The organism is Lacipirellula parvula (assembly GCF_009177095.1).
GTDB classification, from domain to species: domain Bacteria; phylum Planctomycetota; class Planctomycetia; order Pirellulales; family Lacipirellulaceae; genus Lacipirellula; species Lacipirellula parvula.
In genome coordinates, this window is the sequence record NZ_AP021861.1 from 3,906,466 (window position 1) to 3,925,890 (window position 19,425).

General features: G+C 63.5%; 15 protein-coding genes. 10 read left to right on the forward strand and 5 right to left on the reverse strand.

Translation table 11 applies throughout. The features are described from left to right. Window positions 1-84 precede the first annotated feature (84 nt). The 4 genes from PLANPX_RS15180 (at window position 85) to PLANPX_RS15195 (ending at window position 4,154) form a co-directional block, all read left to right on the forward strand. Window positions 85-780: a peptidoglycan recognition family protein gene (locus tag PLANPX_RS15180; RefSeq protein ID WP_172992093.1), complete on the forward strand. Its 696-nt coding sequence runs from the start codon at window positions 85-87 to the stop codon at window positions 778-780. Window positions 781-1,104: 324 nt separating this feature from the next. Next, window positions 1,105-1,461, forward strand: coding sequence for a hypothetical protein (locus tag PLANPX_RS15185; RefSeq protein ID WP_152099548.1), 357 nt, complete (start codon window positions 1,105-1,107; stop codon window positions 1,459-1,461). A gap of 355 nt (window positions 1,462-1,816) precedes the next feature. Then, window positions 1,817-2,116, forward strand: coding sequence for a hypothetical protein (locus PLANPX_RS15190; protein ID WP_152099549.1), 300 nt, complete (start codon window positions 1,817-1,819; stop codon window positions 2,114-2,116). 769 nt (window positions 2,117-2,885) lie between these two features. Further along, window positions 2,886-4,154, forward strand: coding sequence for a PQQ-binding-like beta-propeller repeat protein (locus PLANPX_RS15195; protein WP_152099550.1), 1,269 nt, complete (start codon window positions 2,886-2,888; stop codon window positions 4,152-4,154). Window positions 4,155-4,383: 229 nt separating this feature from the next. On the opposite strand, the gene PLANPX_RS15200 is transcribed toward PLANPX_RS15195, so the two are convergent. The 5 genes from PLANPX_RS15200 to PLANPX_RS15220 form a co-directional block, all read right to left on the reverse strand. Beyond that, entirely contained in the window at window positions 4,384-4,863 is a 480-nt protein-coding gene (locus PLANPX_RS15200) for a hypothetical protein (RefSeq protein WP_152099551.1), read from the reverse strand. A 47-nt stretch (window positions 4,864-4,910) separates the two neighbouring features. After that, on the reverse strand, window positions 4,911-5,969 hold the full coding sequence (locus PLANPX_RS15205) for a DUF1559 domain-containing protein (protein ID WP_152099552.1): 1,059 nt from the start codon (window positions 5,967-5,969) through the stop codon (window positions 4,911-4,913). A 59-nt stretch (window positions 5,970-6,028) separates the two neighbouring features. Further along, window positions 6,029-7,558 (reverse strand): DUF4623 domain-containing protein, encoded by a 1,530-nt coding sequence (locus tag PLANPX_RS15210; RefSeq protein ID WP_152101890.1) that lies wholly within the window; start codon window positions 7,556-7,558, stop codon window positions 6,029-6,031. Window positions 7,559-7,627: 69 nt separating this feature from the next. Beyond that, on the reverse strand, window positions 7,628-8,878 hold the full coding sequence (locus tag PLANPX_RS15215) for a DUF4623 domain-containing protein (RefSeq protein ID WP_152101891.1): 1,251 nt from the start codon (window positions 8,876-8,878) through the stop codon (window positions 7,628-7,630). A 521-nt stretch (window positions 8,879-9,399) separates the two neighbouring features. Continuing rightward, on the reverse strand, window positions 9,400-10,575 hold the full coding sequence (locus tag PLANPX_RS15220) for a xylose operon transcription regulator XylR (protein WP_152099553.1): 1,176 nt from the start codon (window positions 10,573-10,575) through the stop codon (window positions 9,400-9,402). A 324-nt stretch (window positions 10,576-10,899) separates the two neighbouring features. Here PLANPX_RS15220 and PLANPX_RS15225 point away from each other — a divergent pair, with 324 nt between their 5' ends. From PLANPX_RS15225 to PLANPX_RS15250, 6 genes are all read left to right on the forward strand, one after another. Next, window positions 10,900-11,991 carry an anhydro-N-acetylmuramic acid kinase gene (locus PLANPX_RS15225; RefSeq protein ID WP_172992094.1) on the forward strand — a complete coding sequence of 364 codons (1,092 nt, stop codon included), beginning with the start codon at window positions 10,900-10,902 and terminating at the stop codon, window positions 11,989-11,991. A 5-nt stretch (window positions 11,992-11,996) separates the two neighbouring features. Continuing rightward, on the forward strand, window positions 11,997-12,932 hold the full coding sequence (locus PLANPX_RS15230; RefSeq protein WP_152099555.1) for a hypothetical protein: 936 nt from the start codon (window positions 11,997-11,999) through the stop codon (window positions 12,930-12,932). Between the two features lie 74 nt (window positions 12,933-13,006). Continuing rightward, the gene (locus PLANPX_RS15235) at window positions 13,007-14,068 is read left to right on the forward strand and encodes a Gfo/Idh/MocA family protein (RefSeq protein ID WP_152099556.1); all 1,062 of its coding nucleotides are present in this window, start codon (window positions 13,007-13,009) and stop codon (window positions 14,066-14,068) included. Window positions 14,069-14,125: 57 nt separating this feature from the next. Beyond that, the gene (locus PLANPX_RS15240) at window positions 14,126-15,976 is read left to right on the forward strand and encodes a sodium:solute symporter family transporter (protein WP_152099557.1); all 1,851 of its coding nucleotides are present in this window, start codon (window positions 14,126-14,128) and stop codon (window positions 15,974-15,976) included. Between the two features lie 4 nt (window positions 15,977-15,980). Next, complete coding sequence (locus tag PLANPX_RS15245) at window positions 15,981-17,735, forward strand: FAD-dependent oxidoreductase (RefSeq protein ID WP_198421740.1); 1,755 nt, start codon at window positions 15,981-15,983, stop codon at window positions 17,733-17,735. Between the two features lie 345 nt (window positions 17,736-18,080). Next, a complete protein-coding gene (locus PLANPX_RS15250) occupies window positions 18,081-19,109 on the forward strand; it encodes a sigma-54 interaction domain-containing protein (RefSeq protein WP_152099558.1) in 1,029 nt (342 codons plus the stop codon). Window positions 19,110-19,425: the final 316 nt, after the last annotated feature.

Below are 19,425 nucleotides of genomic sequence, written 5' to 3' on the forward strand. Positions count from 1 at the left end.
ATTCGTCATTCGGATTTCGTCATTCGTCATTTCCTACAACAATCCCCAAACGCCAACCGCCCCCACCCAATCATAACGCCCGCCATGCGAACCCTACTCCTAACCCTCCTCGCCCTCGCCCCAGCCTTCGCCCACGCCGAGGTCCCGCGCCCAACGAACATCGTCACCCGCGAAGAGTGGAAGTCCACCCCCGACCCGATCCCCGACAACCGTAAGCACAAGCCGCGGTTCGTCACCATCCACCATGCCGGCGTTCTCTGGACGAACAGCCAAACGCCCGAGGAGTTTCTCCGCAACATGCAGGCGTGGGGCAAGCGCCGCCCCGAGATCGAACAACCGCCGCGCAACACCTACTGGCCCGATCTCGCCTACCACTTCCTCATCGGCCCCGACGGCCGCATCTTCGAAGGCCGCGACATTGCGTACGAGCCCGAGTCGAACACCAAGTACGAACTCGCCGGCAACCTCGGCGTCGAAATGATGGGCGACTTCAACCAACAGCGCCCCAGCCCCGCGCAACTCGAATCGGCCGTCCGCCTCACCGCGTGGCTCGCCGACCAGCACGACATCAAGCTCGACAACATTCGCACCCACCGCGACGCCGCCCCCGGCGCCACCAGTTGCCCTGGCGACGATTTCTATCGCTACTTCGAATCAGGCGAATTCAAACGCTGGGTCGAACAACTCCAAGCCGGCGAAGAACCGCAGATCACGCAAGGCGAGCCGTTGCCGAAGGGCCCCACCGAGTCGATCCTCGACACAAAGAAGAAGCCCCAGTAGCCGCCGGTCGACGACCGGCCGGAGCAGCGCGCATTAGTTCCAGAAAAAATCTCACGCAAAGACGCGAAGACGCCAAGAGATAAGCTTGCGCTGCAGTTTCTTTGCGCCTTAACGCCTTTGCGTGAGTCTTATCCGCAGGCGCCTGCAAGCTCGCACTCAACTTGCCGACAACCGCACCCGTGCATCGACTAGTTTTGCACGAACCCGTGCGTTACCTTGTCGACAGGCTTCGGCCTCCCGCCCACATCCCGCCTTGCCCGTCGCTCGCGCCGCCGCCCGAGCGGCACTCTGGCACGCCAAACCACCTACCCCAGGAGTCTGGTCATGCGCCGCGTTCGCCCGCTCGCCCTCACGCTTTCGCTCGCCGTTGCTTGCGCCGCTGCCGTTGGTTGCAGTCCCGATCGCCAAAGCGGCATGAACAAGAAGCCTGAACCCGCCGCTGCCGACGCTGACGCTGAATCTTCCGAGCCGCAATCAACCGCCGACTCCGCCGTTTCGAGCGACTCGACGCCGCCCCCCGCTGCCACAGGCGTCTCCGGCTTTCAAATGCCCGACTCGAAATCGATGCTGATCACCGACGAGGCAATGACCAGTTCCCTCTCGGCGCCCGTCGCCGATCCGATCGCCCCTCACGGCCAACCGATGCAGCAAACTCCCCTCATTCCCACGATGGTCAAGTAACTTTTTCACGCGCCGCGCAGACGCAGCGACGTTTCAACCACGCCTGTCGCTGTCACCCTCTACCGCGTGAGTACTCGTCGCCGCATCGCCCAGCTAGCCCGCTTACAAATTGCTTCAATGTTGAACTGATTGTTCGGCATCCCGCACCGCGCGATGCGTGGTCGCTGCGGAATCAGTTCAGCGCCGCTGCACCGCCGCAACAATCACCGAGACCCGAGAAAACAGGACGTTTTCTGCTTTGGCACGTGGTTCGCTTCACGCTACCACGGAAACATGGTCGTCCGCCGCGGCTGCGATTGAAGGCTACTCATCGCACCGCGGCAGACGGCTTGAAGACACCGATGGAGAGAGTGCGATGGTCGCCCAATTGCTAGAACCGGTCCCGCGGACGTTTGCGGAGCTCCCGCTCATTCGTCCCTGGCAGAGCCTCCGTCAGCATCTCACTTGGCTCGAAGGCGCCGAAGAAACGTGGTTCGCCTGCAAAGACGGCATCTGCTGGCTCCACTTCGAGTATAGCTTTCACTCGTTCCAAATTTACGAGCATGGCACGCGGGTCGAGCTCTCCGTCACCGACGCTGGCTGTCCCGAGCGCATCCTCAGCGAAGTAACGCAACACTTTGCCGCGCTCCTCTCTCCGCATGATCGCCCCTGCTAACGCCAACGCGCCTTAGTAGCCGCGGGGCAACGCCCCCGCCGGAGCACCCCTCCCACGGCATCGCCCCGCGTTCCTTCTCCCTCGCGCATTCCCCCCGGCCCCGCGTGGGAACGCTCTTTTCAACGCGCGGCGTCAACCCCCAATAACTAGCCACGCATCCGTTTTCATTAGCCTTCGGTTCTTCCAACCGGGGGCGAGCGGCTCCGCATCCTCTCCCGCGTAGCCGCAAACAATTTCGCACACTTTTGTGTCGAAACTAGGCCACCCGTTGTGCTACCGTGAACGCCAGTTCACATCGCAACGTGCAGCGCCGCGCATACTCCTAGCGAGCCCCCTGGTTTATCCGGGTGGGCGTCCGCAGCGCACCACGCACTACCAACCGCAACGCGCACCAAACCAAATTCCCCCCGGACAAGCCGGGGGGCTCGCCATCAATTAATCACACAGCGCCATACGCGCTTCACATCAACCCAAGCCCCCGACCTCCTGCAAAACGAACAACGCCAAAAAAACCGCGACAAGTACCGCCTCTTAATGTCGCGTAAAACGAAGAAAGCGACACAAGCGACACGACAACAAAACCGCCGCCGCGCCGCTTAGCCCCCGGTTCTTCAAACCGGGGGCTCTATCGACGTTGCCCAAATACACGGCCCGTCGGCCTGGAACCCTAACTTACGCCGCATGTCGCAACTCGCCTCAAAGTCGTAGAATACTACTCGCGCCGCGCACCAAGCGTCCGGCCCGCAGAGAATACGCCAGGGAGGAGACCATGCGTCACACATTCGTCCGATCGATCGTCATCGCATCCGCGCTCGGCGGCGTCGCCGCCGTCGCGACATTGTCGCCCGCCGCCAACTGGGCCCAGTGGCGCGGCCCCTTGCGCAACGGTCACTCCGCCGAAACCGGCCTCATGAAATCCTGGCCCGCCGATGGCCCACTGCTTGCTTGGCAAGCCAACGAACTCGGCGAAGGCTACTCCACCCCCGCCGTTGTCGGCGATCGGATCTTCCTCGTCGGCAGTCGCGGCGTCGCCGACGAATTCGTCCGCTGCCTCGACGCCGCCGGCCAACCCATTTGGGAAGAACGGATCGGCGACGTCGGCAATCCAAAGCAAATGCCGCCGTACCCCGGCGCCCGTTCGACGACGACCGTCGACGGCGACGCACTCTACGCCCTCGGTTCCGACGGCGATCTCGTTCGCCTCGACGCCGCCACCGGCAAGGTCGTCTGGAAAAAACAGCTCCGCACCGACTTCGGCGGCAAGCCGGGCGTGTGGGCTTACTCTGAATCACCCCTCGTCGACGGCGACCTCGTCATCGCCACGCCCGGCGGCGACGAAGCAACCATCGTCGCACTCAACAAGAAGACCGGCGCCCTCGTTTGGAAGACGCCGATCGAAGAAATGGAAGCGGGCTACGCCTCCGCGGTGAAGGCGACCCTCGCCGGTCGGCCGCAGTACGTCCAGTTCCTCTCGAAGGGACTCGTCGGCGTCGACGCCGCGACCGGCGAACTCCTGTGGCGCTACGATCGCACCGCGGCCGGCAGCATGGCGAACATCCCCACGCCCGTGGTGCAGGGCGACTACATCTACAGCGCGAGCGGCAAAGTCGGCGGCGGCCTCGTGAAGATCGTCGCGAAAGAGGGCGGCGGATTTGATGCCGAAGAAGTCTATTTTGAATCGCAGCTCCCCCGCGCGATCGGCGGCTCGGTGCAAGTCGGCGACTACCTCTACGGCGCCGGCGGCGACTCGGTGATGTGCGTCGAGTTCCTCACCGGCGACGTCGTTTGGCGCGAACGGTCGATCGGCGCCTGCGGCGTTTGCTACGCAGACGGCATGCTCTACCTCCACGGCGAGAACGGCGACGTTGCCCTCGTCGAGGCGACTCCCGAAGAATACCGCGAGCGGGGCCGCTTCACGCCCCCCAACGCCCCCGACCGCGGCAAGTCAAAAGCGTGGGCCTACCCCGTCGTCGCCGACGGCAAGCTCTACATTTTCGATTGGGGCACGCTCTGGTGCTTCAACGTCAGCGCCCCCTAGCCCCGGGCGGTAATGCCACAATGAATACTGTGGCTCCATCCCCCTTGAGGGGAGGGCTGGGGAGGAGGTAATGAACCCTGGTACCCGCTTCGGCCCCCCCTCCCTAACCCTCCCCCTCAAGGGGAGGGGACCTCAACGTTTGGTTTTTGATGAGGGTTCAGTAACATCCAATCGAATAAACTTCGGGCGAGGCGCTGCAGAAATACTGAGCCGCTGTTTCGCTGAGCAACTACTGAGGAAACTTCTTCTCAGGCCCCGTCAGTTCCAGCACGATCGCCTCCGTCCCGTCCGCCGGCACCTCGGCGGTCAATTCGCTGCGATCGACGAACGCGTACTTCTCCGGAATCAACGACGCCCCCGTCGAGAATTCGCCAGTGCGCGGCTTGGCCCGTTCCGAGGGGCTTTGCGAAGCGTAACAACTGACCTTCACTTTGTAGGAACCAGGCTTCGCGCCGTCGAACTCCGCAAACGTACTGAGCTTGAACGTGCCGTCCGGCTGAATCGCCGCCCCTGACGGCTGCCCCTGCGCAGGTTGGAAGCCGACCGTCCCGTAAGGCAATGGTTGGCCGTTGTACGTCACCTTGCCGCTCACCGGAACGACCTCCGGTTTGGAACCGCAACCAACGCCAACCGCGATCACGGCGAGAGCAATCGTTAGCCGGCAGGCTAACCGCTGGCGACGATTCGAATCAACGGGACATCCAGTCATTGAAACCAATGCTTTCTCAGGCTGCTGACAGAAACTCACGCCCACCACTAGAGAGCAATGCTCACGGCCTCGTCGCCGTTGACAGTCGCCAAGTCCTTATACACTTCCAACTCGATGTTGTCGGTGACGTTATGAACGCTGCCGTCGATGAACACGAACTGCGTGATGCCTGGGTGGAAGCTTCCCATCGGCAAGTGATTGAACAAGGTTGATCCAGCGGCTCCCGGACAATTTCGCGAATCGCGAACCACGCAGGCGTTTGGCGTAGTTTCAGCAACTTTCATGCTGTAAGGCCCGTCTTTGTAACCAGCCAGGTACCAAGGCCGCACATTGCCGGGGGCGTCTTCCACGGGACTGGTGAAGCAACACTCGCGGTGGACGAATTCGCCCACGAACAAAGAGTTGCTTTGACCGTCGGTGATTTCCTTTAATGTGCGGGCACGTCCGATCAACAGATTCTTTGCGCCACTGCCGCCGAAGGGGCTGCTCGACGCGGCGCCCTTGACGATTTGCATCGTCAAAGCACCGTTATCAGGAATGTCGCCAAATCCTTGATCGGAAGGAAACAATGTTTCGCCTCGATTGCGAATTGCTCCTGCAATTCCCGAGTAGGTGCACAAGGCGCCGATCTGGTATTCGAATCCGGGCGCAGCCGTGGGAGTATTTTTTGCGTCAGTCCAAGACGGGCAGATAAACGAGTCGATGACAACATTCTTCGCCGGATCAGCATAGGGATCATTGTTGGCCTTATTCACGTAATCGAAGACAATCTGATTGTAAGCCGTCTGTCCTTCGATGTAGTGAAGCATGCTAGTCAACACGCCGCGCTTCGAAAAATTGATGTTCTTGTCGGCTTCTTCCTTCGTCCGATCGTATCCCGCCGGCAACGTATTTTTCGCTGCAGCGTAGTTCTGAGCAGCCAAGCCCATCTGCTTTAAATTATTGCTGCACTGCGCCCGTCGCGCCGCTTCCCGCGCCGCTTGCACGGCCGGCAACAGCAACGCCACGAGCACGCCGATGATTGCAATCACCACCAGCAGCTCCACCAGCGTAAAACCAGCGAGCCCCCGCGAGCGGCGAATTCGTTTCTGATGCAAGGCTTCCATTCAGATACCTCGGCGATAACAAAAAATGACGACGAATCGTTTGATGACGGATGATGAAACTAGATCGTACGATTTTTCCGCAAACCAGCCAGACAAATCATGCCGAACGCCGCCAAACCAAGCGTCGCCGGTTCCGGCACGGCGCTCACTGGCGTCGGCGGCGTGATGACTGTTCCGAACTGTGTCTTCCAAGCGGCCAAGTCGGCGTCGTTCACGTTGCCGTCACCGTCGGCGTCGCCCGTCGACTTGTCGACCTGCGCCGACAACCCGAACCCGCGTTGCCAGATCAAGAAGTCAGCCCCGTCGACGATCAGGTCGCCGTTGAAGTCGGCGTCGACGACCGGCGGCACGACCGGATCGAACGTGAGGGTGAACTTCTGGATGCCGTTGTTCGTGCTCATCGAGAAGATCTCGGCAGAGTTGCCGGTGATGGCCCCGAACTTCACTTGGCCGACCGAGTTGCCGTTGGCGAATTGGTTCGGCCCGCCCGCGGTGAAGGGCAGGGCGGTTGCTTCGCCGAGCTTCCGTTGGGCCAGCGGCAGCGAGGGATCGGTCATGTCGTAGACGAAGATGCGAGCACGCGAGGCCTCGTTCTGCCCATTGCTCGCTTCGACCATCGCCATCAGCGGCCGACCATCGACGACGGCGTAATCCATCGGCCGCAGCGTGATGCCGTCCGTCCCGTGCTGAGCAACGACCGTACCGTTGGCGCCAGTGACGTCGACGACCGTCGCCGGGTTGATCGACGACTTGCCCATCACGGTATCGCTGTCAATGAACGTCACGCCCAACCGGAACTCTCCGGTGGGAATGGCCGTGAAGGGGGCGTTCGAAGTAACGGCGACGCTGGTGGCGGTGAACGTCGAACCATTGTCCGTATCGAACAGCGCGAAGCCGCTCGTCGCTGGAATCGCGGGCGTCGAGCCGTAGCCCGCCACCAGCCGTGTGTCGGCGCCGCTGCCGATCACGTCGAACGAATCGCCCAGCCGCGCTCCTGCGAGCGGCGGCGCGGGATTGCCGGCCCCGCCGCCAATGTACGCGACGGTCGGCACGGCCGCTTCGTTGGCCCAACGGTAAACCTTGTACGCACTGGCGTTAAGATCGGTCGTGAGGTTCGCCATATAGATCACGCCGTCGTCGGCGACGCCGATCATGTTCATCGCAAACGTGCCGCCCTCGACGCCCGTCATGTTGAGCGAACCTTTATCGGCCCCAGTCGCCGAATCGAGGATGCGAATCCGGTCTGTACCCGTCCCGCGGCTGACGAGCAGCAGGTTGCCGGTGGTGGCGTTGAACGCCAGCCCGCGCTCATTATTTCCGACGTTGATCGCACTCGCGGGATAGTTGGCCGTCGACAGGCCGTTCCCCATGAACTTATAGACCGGCTCGCCGCTTACGGGATCGGGCGCGGTGGTGCCGGCGACGTCGCCAGCGATGACTTCGAAGGGAGCGCGCCAGGCATCGCCGCCTCCGAACGTGAGATCAGGAACCAGCGTTGCCGCCGAGGCCGTCAACATCCCGCCGCCCACGGCGCCACATGCCGCCGCAACGCTTAACGCCTTCACACTCTTCGCAATTCCCAGTCGCATGAAGTTGATCTCCCTGATGCAAACGATGCTGGCCGACCAGTCGGCAGGCAAGATGAATTCAAAAAATGGTTAGCAGACAATCGCGCGACGCCGCGCGATCGTCACGAGTCCCAGCAGGCCCGCGCCGGCAAGGGCGAGAGTTGTCGGCTCCGGAATCACCGTCAGTTCGAACGCTTGAATGCCGTTGTTCGTGCTCATCGCGTAAATCGTCGCCGTGTTGCCGACGATCGCGCCGAATTTTACTTGGCCGACGGAGTTCGCATTGGTAGCTTGCGGTCCGGGCAAGGCCGACGCTTGGCCTAGCTTGCGATCCGCCAGCGGCAACGCCGGGTTCGTCATGTCGTACACAAAAATTCGCGACCGCACAGGGTCGGTCGTCCCCGTCGTGGCCTCGACCATCGCCATCACGGGGATGCCGGCAACCACGGCGAAATCCATCGGCCGCAGCGTAATGCCGTCGGTAGTATGCTGAGCGCTCACCGCGGCAGTCGCGCCGCTAATGTCGACGACGGTCGCCGGGTTGATCGACGACTTGCCGACGATCGTATCGCTGTCGACGAAGGAAATGCCGAGGCGGAACTCGCCGCTCGGGATGGCGGTGAACGGAGCGCTCGAAGTGACCGGGATGCTGGCAGCCATGAAGGTGGCGCCATCGTCGGTATCGAACAAAGCGAAGCCATTGCTGCCGGCGATCGACGGCGTCGAGCCGTAACCAGCGACGAGGCGTGTGTTGGCGCCGCTGCCGATCACGTCGAACGAATCTCCCAACCGCGTGCCGGCCAGGGGTGGCGCCGGGTTACCCGCGCCGCCGCCGATGTACGCCACCGTCGGCACAGCCGCCTCATTCGCCCAGCGGTAGATTTTGAAAGGACCGTCGTTCACGTTCCCTGCCAAGTTCGCCATGTAAATCGCGCCGTCGTCGGCGACGCCGATCATGTTCATCGCAAACGTGCCGCCGGTGATGCCCGTCAAATCAAGCGAGCCTTTGTCGACGCCCGTCTGTCCATCCAAGATACGAATCCGATCAGTTCCAGTGCCGCGACTCACCAAGAGGAGGTTTCCGCTCGTCGGGTTATAGGCGAAGCCACGCTCGGTGTTGCCTGGATTGATGGCGGTGTTCGTCACCGCATTGCCCAGGAAGCGATAGTTGCCGCTGCTCGCGCTGGCTGGCGTATCGCCGCTCAGCACTTCAAAAGGAGCCCGCCAGCCATCGCCGCCGCCGAAGCTTGTCTTCGCCGTGAGCGTCGCGCCGATGGCCGGCGACGCCGCGCACAAGATCGCAGCGCACGCTGCAACCAACCCCGCTTGATGAGACTTCACTAGCTCGCCCTCCGAAGAAGTGTGCCGAACCGCAAGAGATGAACGTCATGATGAAGCAAGCCGATCGGGCGCAATGCTCGATCCGCTTGGTCGGCAGCTCGCTGGCCATACGCACGGCGCGGACGCGCCGTGGCGAATGTCAGAGAACTAGCCAATGCTCGACGGAAAAGCCTGGGTCGAAAAGGAAATCCAACTCTCCGCGGCGGCGATTGCCACTTCGCCGTTCTGCCCCGGCGGGCGCCTGCTGGATTGCCTTTCGTGCATCCTAGTAATGAGGCGAAAACGCCACAAACACTAACCGCGCAATATTTTCCACACGATGCGCACGGCGTATTTGCTGCCGAATCGCCCTGAAATCCGCCGCCAACGCTCGGGCCTGCAGCAATTCACCAGGAGGGAGTGCTGAGCATAGCGGGCGAGTCGCCGTTTCGATCCTTGCGAGTCACCGCGATGCGGGAACTCGCAGCGAAAGACTGAGCGCCACGCCCGGGTGGTTTGGCTTCCAGCCCACCAGCCCGCTACTAAGAAGTCCGCAGCAATTGCCGCCGGAAGGCGAGGGGGGTGTTCCCAAAATGCTTCCTAAAGGCGACCCCAAACTGCGTCGCCCCGGCGTAGCCGCACGCGGCGGCGATCGCTTCCACGGAGAGGTCCGACTGCGTGAGCAAATCCCGCCCCCGCTCCAGCCGCAAGCGGCGAATCTCCTCCGCCGGCAGCCGCCCAATTCGCTTCTTAAACTGTAGTTCGAGATATCGCCGCGAGACCGGCACCTCGCGCAGCACGTCGTCGACCGAGATCCCGCGGAAGGCATGCGTTTGGATGAACCGCAACGCCTGAACGATCATCGGATCGTCGATCGACAGCACGTCGGTCGATTGCCGGGCGAGGACGCGCACCGGTTGGATCCGCAGCGGATCGCTCGGCGCCGCTTCGCCATGCATCATCCGGTCGAGCAGCATCGCCGCCTCGTGGCCGATCCGCTGGCTGGCGACCTCGATACTGCTGAGCGGCGGCGAGCTGAGGTTGCACAAAAACTCGTCGGTATCGCCCGCCAGAATCGCGACTTCATCTGGAACGCTAATCCGCTCCAGGCTGCAGATCTCCGCGAGTTGCCGACCGCGGCGGGCGTCGACGGCGAGCACCGCCACCGGCTTCGGCAAATGGCTGAGCCAGCGATGGATGCGGTTATGTTCCTCATCGCGGCTGATCCGCCGACCGCCGCGGTAGCCGGGGCGATAGATGTGGCAGTCGTGCTCCTCGGCCGTCACCGCGGCGAAGAAGGCCTGGGCGCCTTTCTTCGAGTACTCGTGGCTGGGCGGAGCAAAGTAGGCGAAGTGGACGAACCCCCGCTCGCGGAAGTGGGCGAGCGCCATCGCCGCCAACGAATGCTCGTCGGTGGTGACTTGGCCGACGCCTTCCTGATTCTCAAACACATTGTCGACGTTGACCGCCGGCAGACCGCTGCGGGCGATTTCATCGAGGTGGAGCGGCGTACTCACCCGCGCGATGATCCCGTCCCCATGCCACCGATCGGGAAGCGACCACCCCTGACTCTGGTCGCGCGGATCGATCAGCAGGTTCCACTGAGCGAACTTCCGCGCGTAGTCGGCCACCCCTTGGACGACGTTCCGCCCCCAGCTGTTGTCGGTCTCGACCAGCACCGCGATCTGCCGCAACTGATTTCTGCCGAGAATCGACATACCGCCCCTTTGGATTCAGCACACTTACCTTACGCACAGCCCAGTTCGCTGGATCGCTTCTAGCCCCGGGCTCCGCCCGGGGGTCGACCACCATTCCGATAGTCGTCGCCCTGAGTGGCGCCACCCCCGGGCGGAGCCCGGGGCTAGATGCGGAGCGCCAGCGGCCGTGCGAGCCGGCCAACTCCAGCATACCATGGCAATGCGCTTCCTGTGGAAAAGATTGCGCGGATCCTCAGGCGATCCCCCGAAACGACTGATAGACTACCAAACGATCTCTCGGTCACGGCTTCCAGAAAGGCTGTTGGTTTGACCCAAGTTCCCCTCATGCGCTCGGCCGGATTGCTCGCCTCGTCGTCGGGAGACGGCGTCGAAGCGGCGGTCATCGATACCGATGGCCGGGATGAGATCGTTCCGCTCGCCGGCGTTTCGCTGCCATACGACAAGCGGCTCCGCTGGCGGATTTTGGAAGCCACTCAAAACGACCTGCCGACCACCGAGATCCTGCGGCTTGAGAAGCAGCTTACCGCACAGCTCGCGCAGGTCTTCGAGAAGCTGTGCACTGAATTCCCCGAGCAGACCAAGGGGATCGAGGTCGTCGGCCTCCATGGACACACGCTGCGGCACATCCCCAGCGAAGGGCTCACGTATCAGCTGGGCAACCCTTGGCAGTTGGCCGAGGCGATCAAGCTGCCGATCGTCAGCGACTTCCGCCGGCACGATATGGCGACCGGAGGGCAGGGGAATCCGCTTGTTGCGATGTTCCATTGGGCCCACATGGCCTACGAGCCGCGGCCCTCGCTCATGCTCCACCTCGGCTCCGTCGCCAGCGTCACGTGGCTCAGCGAAGAGAACGAGATCATCGCCGGCGATACCGGCCCCGGCGTTGGCCTGCTCAACGAGTGGGTCCAGGAGATGGCCGAGATCCCGCACGATCTCGACGGCAGCGTCTCCCGCGACGGCCGCGTTAATGACGAGCTGGTGCGGACGGCGCTCGATGCGCCGTTCTTCGCACGTTCGCTCCCAAAGGCCGCCGACCGCTACGAGTTCGATCACGTCGATGTGGCCGGCCTCAGCGTTGAAGATGGCGCCGCGACGCTTTGTGCAATCACCGTCGAAGCATTTGCGCGCGCGGTGAAGCAGCTGCCCGCTCTGCCCGACCTGCTCTGGATCACCGGCCCCGGCAGCGAACATCCGGTTATCTGCCACATGCTGCAGCAGCACTTCGCGACGGTTCGCAACGTCTCGGAACGCGGCCTCAACCCGCACACGATGTCGGCCGAGTCGATCGCATGGCTCGCCGTGCGGCATCTCAAGCGGCTGCCGATCACCACGCCGGAGACAACAGGCTGCCGCTCGGCCGACAGCGCCGGCGTCCTCACGCAAGCCCACACGTTCAATCCTGCGGAAGAGCAGTAAACCAGATGGCTACGAAACGAATTGGATTCGTCGACTACCGACTCGACAACTACCACGCCGAGGTGTACCTCAAGGCGATTCGCGGGCCACTGGCTGCGCGCGGGTACGAAGTCGTCGGCGCCACGGCCATCGAGGGGGAAGTCAGTCGCGCGTGGGCTGAGGAGCGCGGCCTTCCCTACTTCGCCGATGTATCTTCGCTCGCGCCGCACGTCGATTGTTTCGTGATCCTCGCCCCAGCGAACCCCGAGCTGCATCTGGAGATGTGCGAGGCGGTTTTCCCATTTGGAAAGCTGACGTTCGTCGACAAAACGTTTGCCCCCGACGAACCAACGGCTCGCGGGATTTTCGCGCTGGCCGACGCCCATCGCGCACAGATTCAAACAACTTCGGCGTTGCGAACGACGGCAGTGCAAGCGTTCGTTCGCGAACTCCCTTCGCCGGTGCAAAGCCTGCTCCTGTTTTCATCCGGCACGACGTTCGCCGAGTATGGTATCCATCCCATCGAACTCGCGGTGAGTTGCCTAGGCCACGAGGCGGAGCGTGTCATGCGGCTCGGCCCGGCGGCCCACCCGCAGTGGCTGCTGCAGTTCTCCGGCAACCGCACGGCACTGATCGACTTCAACCCTGAAGCTGAAATCCCGTTCAGCGCGATCGTCTCGACGCAACAAGGGTGCGAGCGGATCGAAGTCGACGGCGGCACGCTGTTCCTCGACGCGGCGGCGAGCATTCTCGACTTCTTCGATGCGGGCCGACCGCTGATCGACCGCCGTGAATCGCTGATGGTCCGGCGGATCCTCGACGTGGCGATGAGCGACGAGGCCTGCAATGCGTTCGTAGATTTGCAATCGAGCGGCGGACAGCACGCGGTTCCTGCGCCGCATTTCGCTGTGAGCGCTGCAGTCCGCGAAGATCACCATGCCGTGCAACCCGCCGGCCGTTAACACGACAACACTGCTCGTAGCCACGGCCGCTGCATTAAACCAGTATCATTCGCTCACTAGATAGGCATCGATTCGTGAAGCAACTCGGAATCATCGGAGCCGGCGCCATCGGACTGAAGCATGCGGAAGCGGCGCGCGAAGCGGGCGCCGCCGTACGCTGGGTCGTCGACATCAACCTTGAGAAGGCCCACGCGCTTGCCGAAAAATTCGGCGGCGAACCGTGCGAATCGATCGCGCCCGCGATCAACGATCCGGCGACCGACGCGATCATCGTCGGCGTGCCGAACCACCTCCACCGCGAGTTCGCCGTCGCGTCGCTCGACGCCGGCAAGGATGTGCTGCTTGAGAAGCCGATGGCCCTCAACGCCGCGGAGTGCGCGGAAATCAACGCCGCAGCGGTTCGCAACGGTCGCGTGCTGCAACTCGGCTTCGCCCATCGTTACACGGCGGTCGGTCGGCTCGCGCGGCAAATCGTCGACGAAGGGCGGCTCGGCGAGATTTACCACGCTCAAGCCCACCTTCATCTTCGCCGCGGCGTTCCCGGACTTGGCAAGTGGTTCACCACGAAGTCGATCTCCGGCGGCGGCGCTCTGATTGACGTCGGCGTCCACCTGATCGACCTGTCGCTCTGGATTCTCGGCCACCCTGAAGTCGTCGACGTGAACGGGCAGGTCTACTCGACCTTCGGCCGACGGATGCGGGACTACGTTTACAAAGACATGTGGGCCGGCCCGCCCGATTGGGACGGCGTCTGCGACGTCGAGGATGCGGCCCATGCCCTCGTGCGATTCCGCAACGGATCGACGCTCGACCTCAACGTCGCCTGGGCCGGCAACTTTCCGGAGCAAGCGATGCCCGTTTCGATGATGGGCTTCTTCGGCGACCGCGGCGGCATGACGTTCGAACTGTTCGGCGATCACGCGACCGTGACGAGCGAACGGGACGGCGCGCTCGTCGACGAACGCTTCGAAGCACCTGAAGCCGAACTCTACCGCGATCAACTCGCCGCCTTCCTGCAGAGCATGGACACCCGCCAAGTGACCGGCGCCACGGGCTTAGACGGCGAGGTGGTCCAGCGCATCGTCGACGACATCTACCGCAGCAGCCTCCCGCGGCCAGCCGCTCTCCAGGCATAATGGCACATCAGGCGGTTTGATTGGCCGCCGCTCGCCCTCGGCACGCAACGCCGTCGCATGACACCATCGCTTCAAAACCATCTGCCCGACTTGCTGGTGATCGGCGCCTATTTGGCGACGACGCTGATCGTCGGCCTATGGGCGCATCGCCTCTGGGATACCGGCCACGAAGACGAGGAGAGCTACTACCTCGCCGGCCGGCGCGTGCCGGCGTGGATGAATGGCGTCTCCTACGCGGCGACGGCCATCAACGCCGACGTGGCGCCGCTCTACTGCGGCATGGCGGCGGTGATCGGGCTGCCGGTCGCGTGGTTCTACCTCTCGCGCTTTGGGCTGGCGTGGATGATCGTGGCGATGCTGTTCGCCGCGCGATGGCGGCAACTCAACATCCGCACGGGTCCGGAGTTTTATGCCCTCCGTTTCGGCGGCCGCGGCGCCAAGTTCGTTCGCGTCTACACCGCGCTGTTCGCCGTGGCCGTGAGCATGGTGCCGTGGATCGGGGCCGGCCTGCTCGGCACGCACAAGATCATGCAACCGGTGCTCGGCGTCGACAGCAAGTGGGTGACGCTCGCCTGCGTCGTGCCGATGGTCGCCGGCTACGTGTGGGTTTCCGGCTTCGCTGGCGTGTTGATCACCGACGTGTTCCAATCGGCCGTGATCATGGTCGCCAGCGCATGCTTGCTCATTGCCGTAATGGTGCAAGCCGGCGGCGCCGAACCGCTCGCCGAATCGATCCGCGCGGCCCATCCCACGGAGCATGCCGAGATTCTCTCCACGCTGCCGACGCCTGAGCATGAAATCCTCGGCCCGCTGTTGGTCGTCGCGTGGCTGATCATCCCCACAATCGGTCGCGGCGGCAGCGTCGACCTCGACGGCCAGCGGATCTTCTCCTGTCCGACGCCGCGGGAAGCAGCCAAGGTGACGATCTGGGGGCAGCTGGCGATGTTCGTCATGCTGCTGCTGATCACGCTTCCTGTGCTCGGAATGTTGGCGAAGGAACCTGACCTCTACCACGCCACCCGCAGCGATCGCGAGCAAATTTACGGCCGGATGCTCACCGCCTACCTGCCGCCCGGAGTGCTCGGGCTCGTCGTCGCCGGCGCCCTGGCAAGCGTGATGTCGACCATCAGCGGTTACCTGAACTACGGTTCGCAAACGATCGTCAACGACGTGCTCCGCCAGCTGTTCCCGAACGCCGCGATCCTCGACGCCCGCAACCCGCGCGTATTATGGGTCGGCCGGATGGTGACGCTCGTCATCTTGCTGGCCGGCGTGTGGGTGATGTACGCCTCAGACTCGCTGTTCCAAATTGCGATGGTCATCAGCGGCATGTTCGCCGCGTCGGCCGCCTACTACTGGGCCCAGTGGTGGTGGTGGCGGGCGAATCTCGCTTCGTGGATCGCCGCGATGGTCGGTGGCCCTATCATTTACTTTGTACTTGGTTCGCTGCTGCCGCAGTCGAGTTGGTGGCAATCGCAACTCGCCACGGGCGAAGCGGCCGCCGATGCAATGGCAATGTTGCACGCCGTCATCGCGATGGCGATCACGACGTTGCTGTGGGCCGTGGTGGCGCTACTCACCAAACCGGAGAGCGACGAAACGCTGACTTCGTTTTACTTGCGAGCCCGACCAATGGGGCTGTGGGGGCCCGTACGGGAAATGATCCGCGCGCAGGAGTCCGCCGCCGCTGCGCACGAACTACCGACGCTGCCGAGTGGCCTACTTCGTGGCGGATTCCTCGCCGCGATCGTCGGCGCCGCGTGGATCGGCGCCGGCGTGCTGGGGCTTTCACAACTCGCCGTCGGCCATTGGCTGGCCGCGGGCGGGTTGCTGCTCGCCGCTGCCGCGGGCGGTCTCGCGTTCTACAAATTATTTGATTGGCATATGAATCGCTTGGAGATTGACTGAACCCATGCTTCGCTCGCTGCACACGCTCACGCTCGCTCTCGCCGCGATGGCGACGCTTACGAACTCGTTCTTCGCAACGACCGCCGTTGGCGCTGAGGCGCCGAAGACCATCGATCTCACCGACTACGACGTCGTCATCGCCGGCGGTTCGACGGCCGCGTTCGCCGCCGCGATCGCCTCCGCAGAGAGCGGCGCCCGCACGGCGCTGCTCGAACCAACCGACTGGGTCGGCGGCCAACTCACCAGCAGCGGCGTCCCCGCCGTCGACGAGGCGTGGCACACGATCCAACCCAAATCGCCCGCCACCGAAGCCTACAGCGTCGCCAAGGTCGCCCGCACGCCGGCGAACATCACCCCCAGCTTCCACGCGCTGATGGAGGGCCTCGAAAATCCCGCCAATTGCTGGGTGAGCCGCTTCTGCTACTGCCCCGACAGCTTCGTGCGGCAACTCGAACCGCTGCAAGCGAAGGTCGGTGATAAGCTCACCGTCTATCTCGACACGGTGGTGAAGAACGTCGAAACGAGTCCCGACGGCAAGCGGATCATTTCGATCACCGCGATCGAGCGCAAGCCTCGCGCCGGCGTGCTCCACAACGGATACGATCGTCTGCCGTCGCAAGACCTCGCCGACTGGTACTCGCCCCACGACTCCGCGCGGTTCACGAAGCGCGTCCTGAAGTTCGCCGCCGCCCCCGGCGCCAAGCGCTCGCCCGTCTTCATCGAAGCGACCGAGTGGGGCGAAGTTCTCGCGCTCGCCGATGCCCCGTATCTGCAAGGGGTCGAGTCGACCGACGGCGGCCTCGAAGGCGACGACCGCGGCGGGCAAGCGACCGTCTACTGCTTCGTCGAAGAGTTCCTCGAGAACCCCGCCGACGAACCGAAAGCGAACGTGCCGCTCGATCGCATGGGTTTCGCCACCTACGAAGGTCGCGACGACGCCTGGGAGAAGGTGTGGACCTATCGTCGCATCCGCGGCAAAGGCGCCCCGGCGCCAGGCGACCTCTGCCTGCAAAACTGGGGTTACTCCGACAAGGTCGGCAACGGCGGCAACGACTACCCGTTCGGCTACCTCTTCCCCTCGAAAGCCGATGCCGCCGCGACGCGCGACGATTGGCAAGGCGGCGTCGACGTCAAAGTCCTCGCCGGCGCCGAAGAACGCGCCCTTGGTTGGCATGAGTGGTTCAAAGCCAACGCTCCGGAAGGAATCAACCCAAAGCAGATCGTGCTCAACTCGTCGGTCCTCGGCACGGGCCACGGCCTCGCGAAGCTGCCGTACATTCGAGACACCCGCCGCTCGATCGGCCTCGACGGCTACGTGCTGCCGATGGAGGACATGGTCGGCGAAATCGCCGAGCGCACCGGCACAAAGTTCGACGACCGCATCGCCCTCGGCGCCTACCCCGCCGACATCCACCCGATCACCGGCTTCACGTTCCCGAAGTACGTTTACAAGTACCACGACACGCTGCCGTTCTACATTCCGTTCCGCTCGCTGACGAACGACCGCGTCGAGAACATGCTCGTCGCCGGCAAGACGATGGCCCAAAGCTTCCTCGCCAACTCGGCGACGCGGCTCCACCCGACCGAATGGTCGACCGGCACCGCCGCCGGCGTGGCCGCCGCGTACATGGCGAAGACCGGCAAGACCTCGCGACAGGCGCTCGAGTCGATCGACGAGGTCCAAAAGCTGGTGGCGGAGAAGACGCCTATCGATTGGACGATTCCGACGGATGCGGTAAGCGAAGTAGCCAAGAAGTAAACTAAGAGCTGCATGGTGACGCACACACTCCAGCGAGCCGGGGGGTTTATCCCCCCGGTCTTCCCCTCAAACAAACGCCACCGCGAATCTAAATTCAGCAAACGACGAGTTGAAGTCCGCAGACGACAACGGGCGCATCAGTCCAACGTGGCATTGGGCAACTTCGCCCGCTGCGTTCGCTACACGCCGCGACTTTCTCCGAAAATCTTTCGCCAAACGCTTGGAGATTGTCGCGAGACGCCTACACTAACGCCTGCGCAGGAGCAGCGCAGAGGCGCGTCTCGTTTGTCCTCACTCGTTTTGGCGCCAGGGTCGAAATAATTCATTGGCGCCGGGCAGGGGCTCATGAATGCGCGCCGGTTGGCGAGCCCCCCGCACACATCGGGGCTCGTCGGGTCGTCGGCGGCGACGTGTCGTTTGCGCGCGGAAATCGCGCGGGCGGCTCCGTTCGCTTCGAATGTTCTCATCACAGGCCCCAGCGGCGCCGGCAAAGAGCTGGTCGCGCGGGAAGTCCATGCGCTTAGCGCACGGGCGGGCGGGCCATTCGTGCCGGTTGACTGTGCATCGCTCGTCGGCGAACTGATGGCCAGCCAACTCTTTGGCCATGTCGCCGGGGCGTTCACCGGGGCTAACTGCGACGCCGTCGGTTGCTTTCAAGCGGCCAACGGCGGGACGCTGTTTCTCGATGAAATCGGCGAGATGGAGTTGCCGCTGCAGGCCAAGCTACTTCGCGTGGTGCAGGAGCGCGTCGTCACGCCCGTTGGTAGCTACGCCGGCCGACCGATCGACGTCCGCATCGTCGCGGCAACGAATCGCAACTTGCTGCGCGAGGTTCGCGAAGGCCGCTTTCGCGAAGACCTGTACTATCGCCTGCATGTGGTCCACTTACAGGCATCTGCGCTCCGCGACCGGCCGGACGACATTCCCGCCCTGGCAGCGACGTTCCTCCAGCAACTCGCCGGCGAGGGACTGCCATGCTGCACGCTGTCGCTGGAGGCGATCGCGGCCCTCATGGCGTACGCGTGGCCGGGGAACGTGCGGCAACTGCGGAACGTGCTCGAGCAAAGCGTCATCGAAGCGGCCGAGCCGACGATCACGGGCCGCAGTATCGAGCGGCTGCTCGAAGAGGAGCAGTACTACGACGAGCCTCTCACGGATGAGTCGGCTAAGGAGCTCGCCGCAGCACTACCGTCTCCGCCGCTGCTCCCGCCTCTTCCAGCGTCGCCCGCTTGGATGACGCTCGCCGAGTTGGAACGCGAGCATCTTGTGCGAACGCTCGAACTCACCTACTTCAATCGCGCAGCCGCGGCGCGATTGCTCGGCATCAGCCGGCAGGCGCTCCTGCGGAAGATCGAGCGTCACGGCCTCGCATAACGAGCGAGCTGACCAACTCTAGCCCCGGGCTCTGCCCGGGGGTCGCCCTCCATTCCAGTTGGCATTGCCGCGCGTTGTGCCACCCCCGGGCGGAGCCCGGGGCTAGATTCGTCGCGAAGCTTCATAAATGTCCGCAATCGGACGCTTTTACCGCTTCGCACCCGCCGAGCGTCCGTCCGAATTCGGACGACTTCTCTCCGCTTCCGGACGCCGCGTTCGCTCTCTCGAAGCGAGCCGTTCCAACCACAACGGCGCAATCTTCGATAGCGCAGCGACTTACGCCGCATCTACCCGCGCTCGCATCGTTTCGGCGCGC

What these genes read in the sequence shown, in the direction of transcription:
- PLANPX_RS15180 (WP_172992093.1), top strand. Translation starts at nt 85, where the DNA reads ATGCGAACCCTACTCCTAACCCTCCTCGCCCTCGCCCCAGCCTTCGCC.
- PLANPX_RS15185 (WP_152099548.1), top strand. Translation starts at nt 1,105, where the DNA reads ATGCGCCGCGTTCGCCCGCTCGCCCTCACGCTTTCGCTCGCCGTTGCT.
- PLANPX_RS15190 (WP_152099549.1), top strand. Translation starts at nt 1,817, where the DNA reads ATGGTCGCCCAATTGCTAGAACCGGTCCCGCGGACGTTTGCGGAGCTC.
- PLANPX_RS15195 (WP_152099550.1), top strand. Translation starts at nt 2,886, where the DNA reads ATGCGTCACACATTCGTCCGATCGATCGTCATCGCATCCGCGCTCGGC.
- PLANPX_RS15200 (WP_152099551.1), bottom strand. Translation starts at nt 4,863, where the DNA reads ATGACTGGATGTCCCGTTGATTCGAATCGTCGCCAGCGGTTAGCCTGC.
- PLANPX_RS15205 (WP_152099552.1), bottom strand. Translation starts at nt 5,969, where the DNA reads ATGGAAGCCTTGCATCAGAAACGAATTCGCCGCTCGCGGGGGCTCGCT.
- PLANPX_RS15210 (WP_152101890.1), bottom strand. Translation starts at nt 7,558, where the DNA reads ATGCGACTGGGAATTGCGAAGAGTGTGAAGGCGTTAAGCGTTGCGGCG.
- PLANPX_RS15220 (WP_152099553.1), bottom strand. Translation starts at nt 10,575, where the DNA reads ATGTCGATTCTCGGCAGAAATCAGTTGCGGCAGATCGCGGTGCTGGTC.
- PLANPX_RS15225 (WP_172992094.1), top strand. Translation starts at nt 10,900, where the DNA reads ATGCGCTCGGCCGGATTGCTCGCCTCGTCGTCGGGAGACGGCGTCGAA.
- PLANPX_RS15230 (WP_152099555.1), top strand. Translation starts at nt 11,997, where the DNA reads ATGGCTACGAAACGAATTGGATTCGTCGACTACCGACTCGACAACTAC.
- PLANPX_RS15240 (WP_152099557.1), top strand. Translation starts at nt 14,126, where the DNA reads ATGACACCATCGCTTCAAAACCATCTGCCCGACTTGCTGGTGATCGGC.
- PLANPX_RS15245 (WP_198421740.1), top strand. Translation starts at nt 15,981, where the DNA reads ATGCTTCGCTCGCTGCACACGCTCACGCTCGCTCTCGCCGCGATGGCG.
- PLANPX_RS15250 (WP_152099558.1), top strand. Translation starts at nt 18,081, where the DNA reads ATGAATGCGCGCCGGTTGGCGAGCCCCCCGCACACATCGGGGCTCGTC.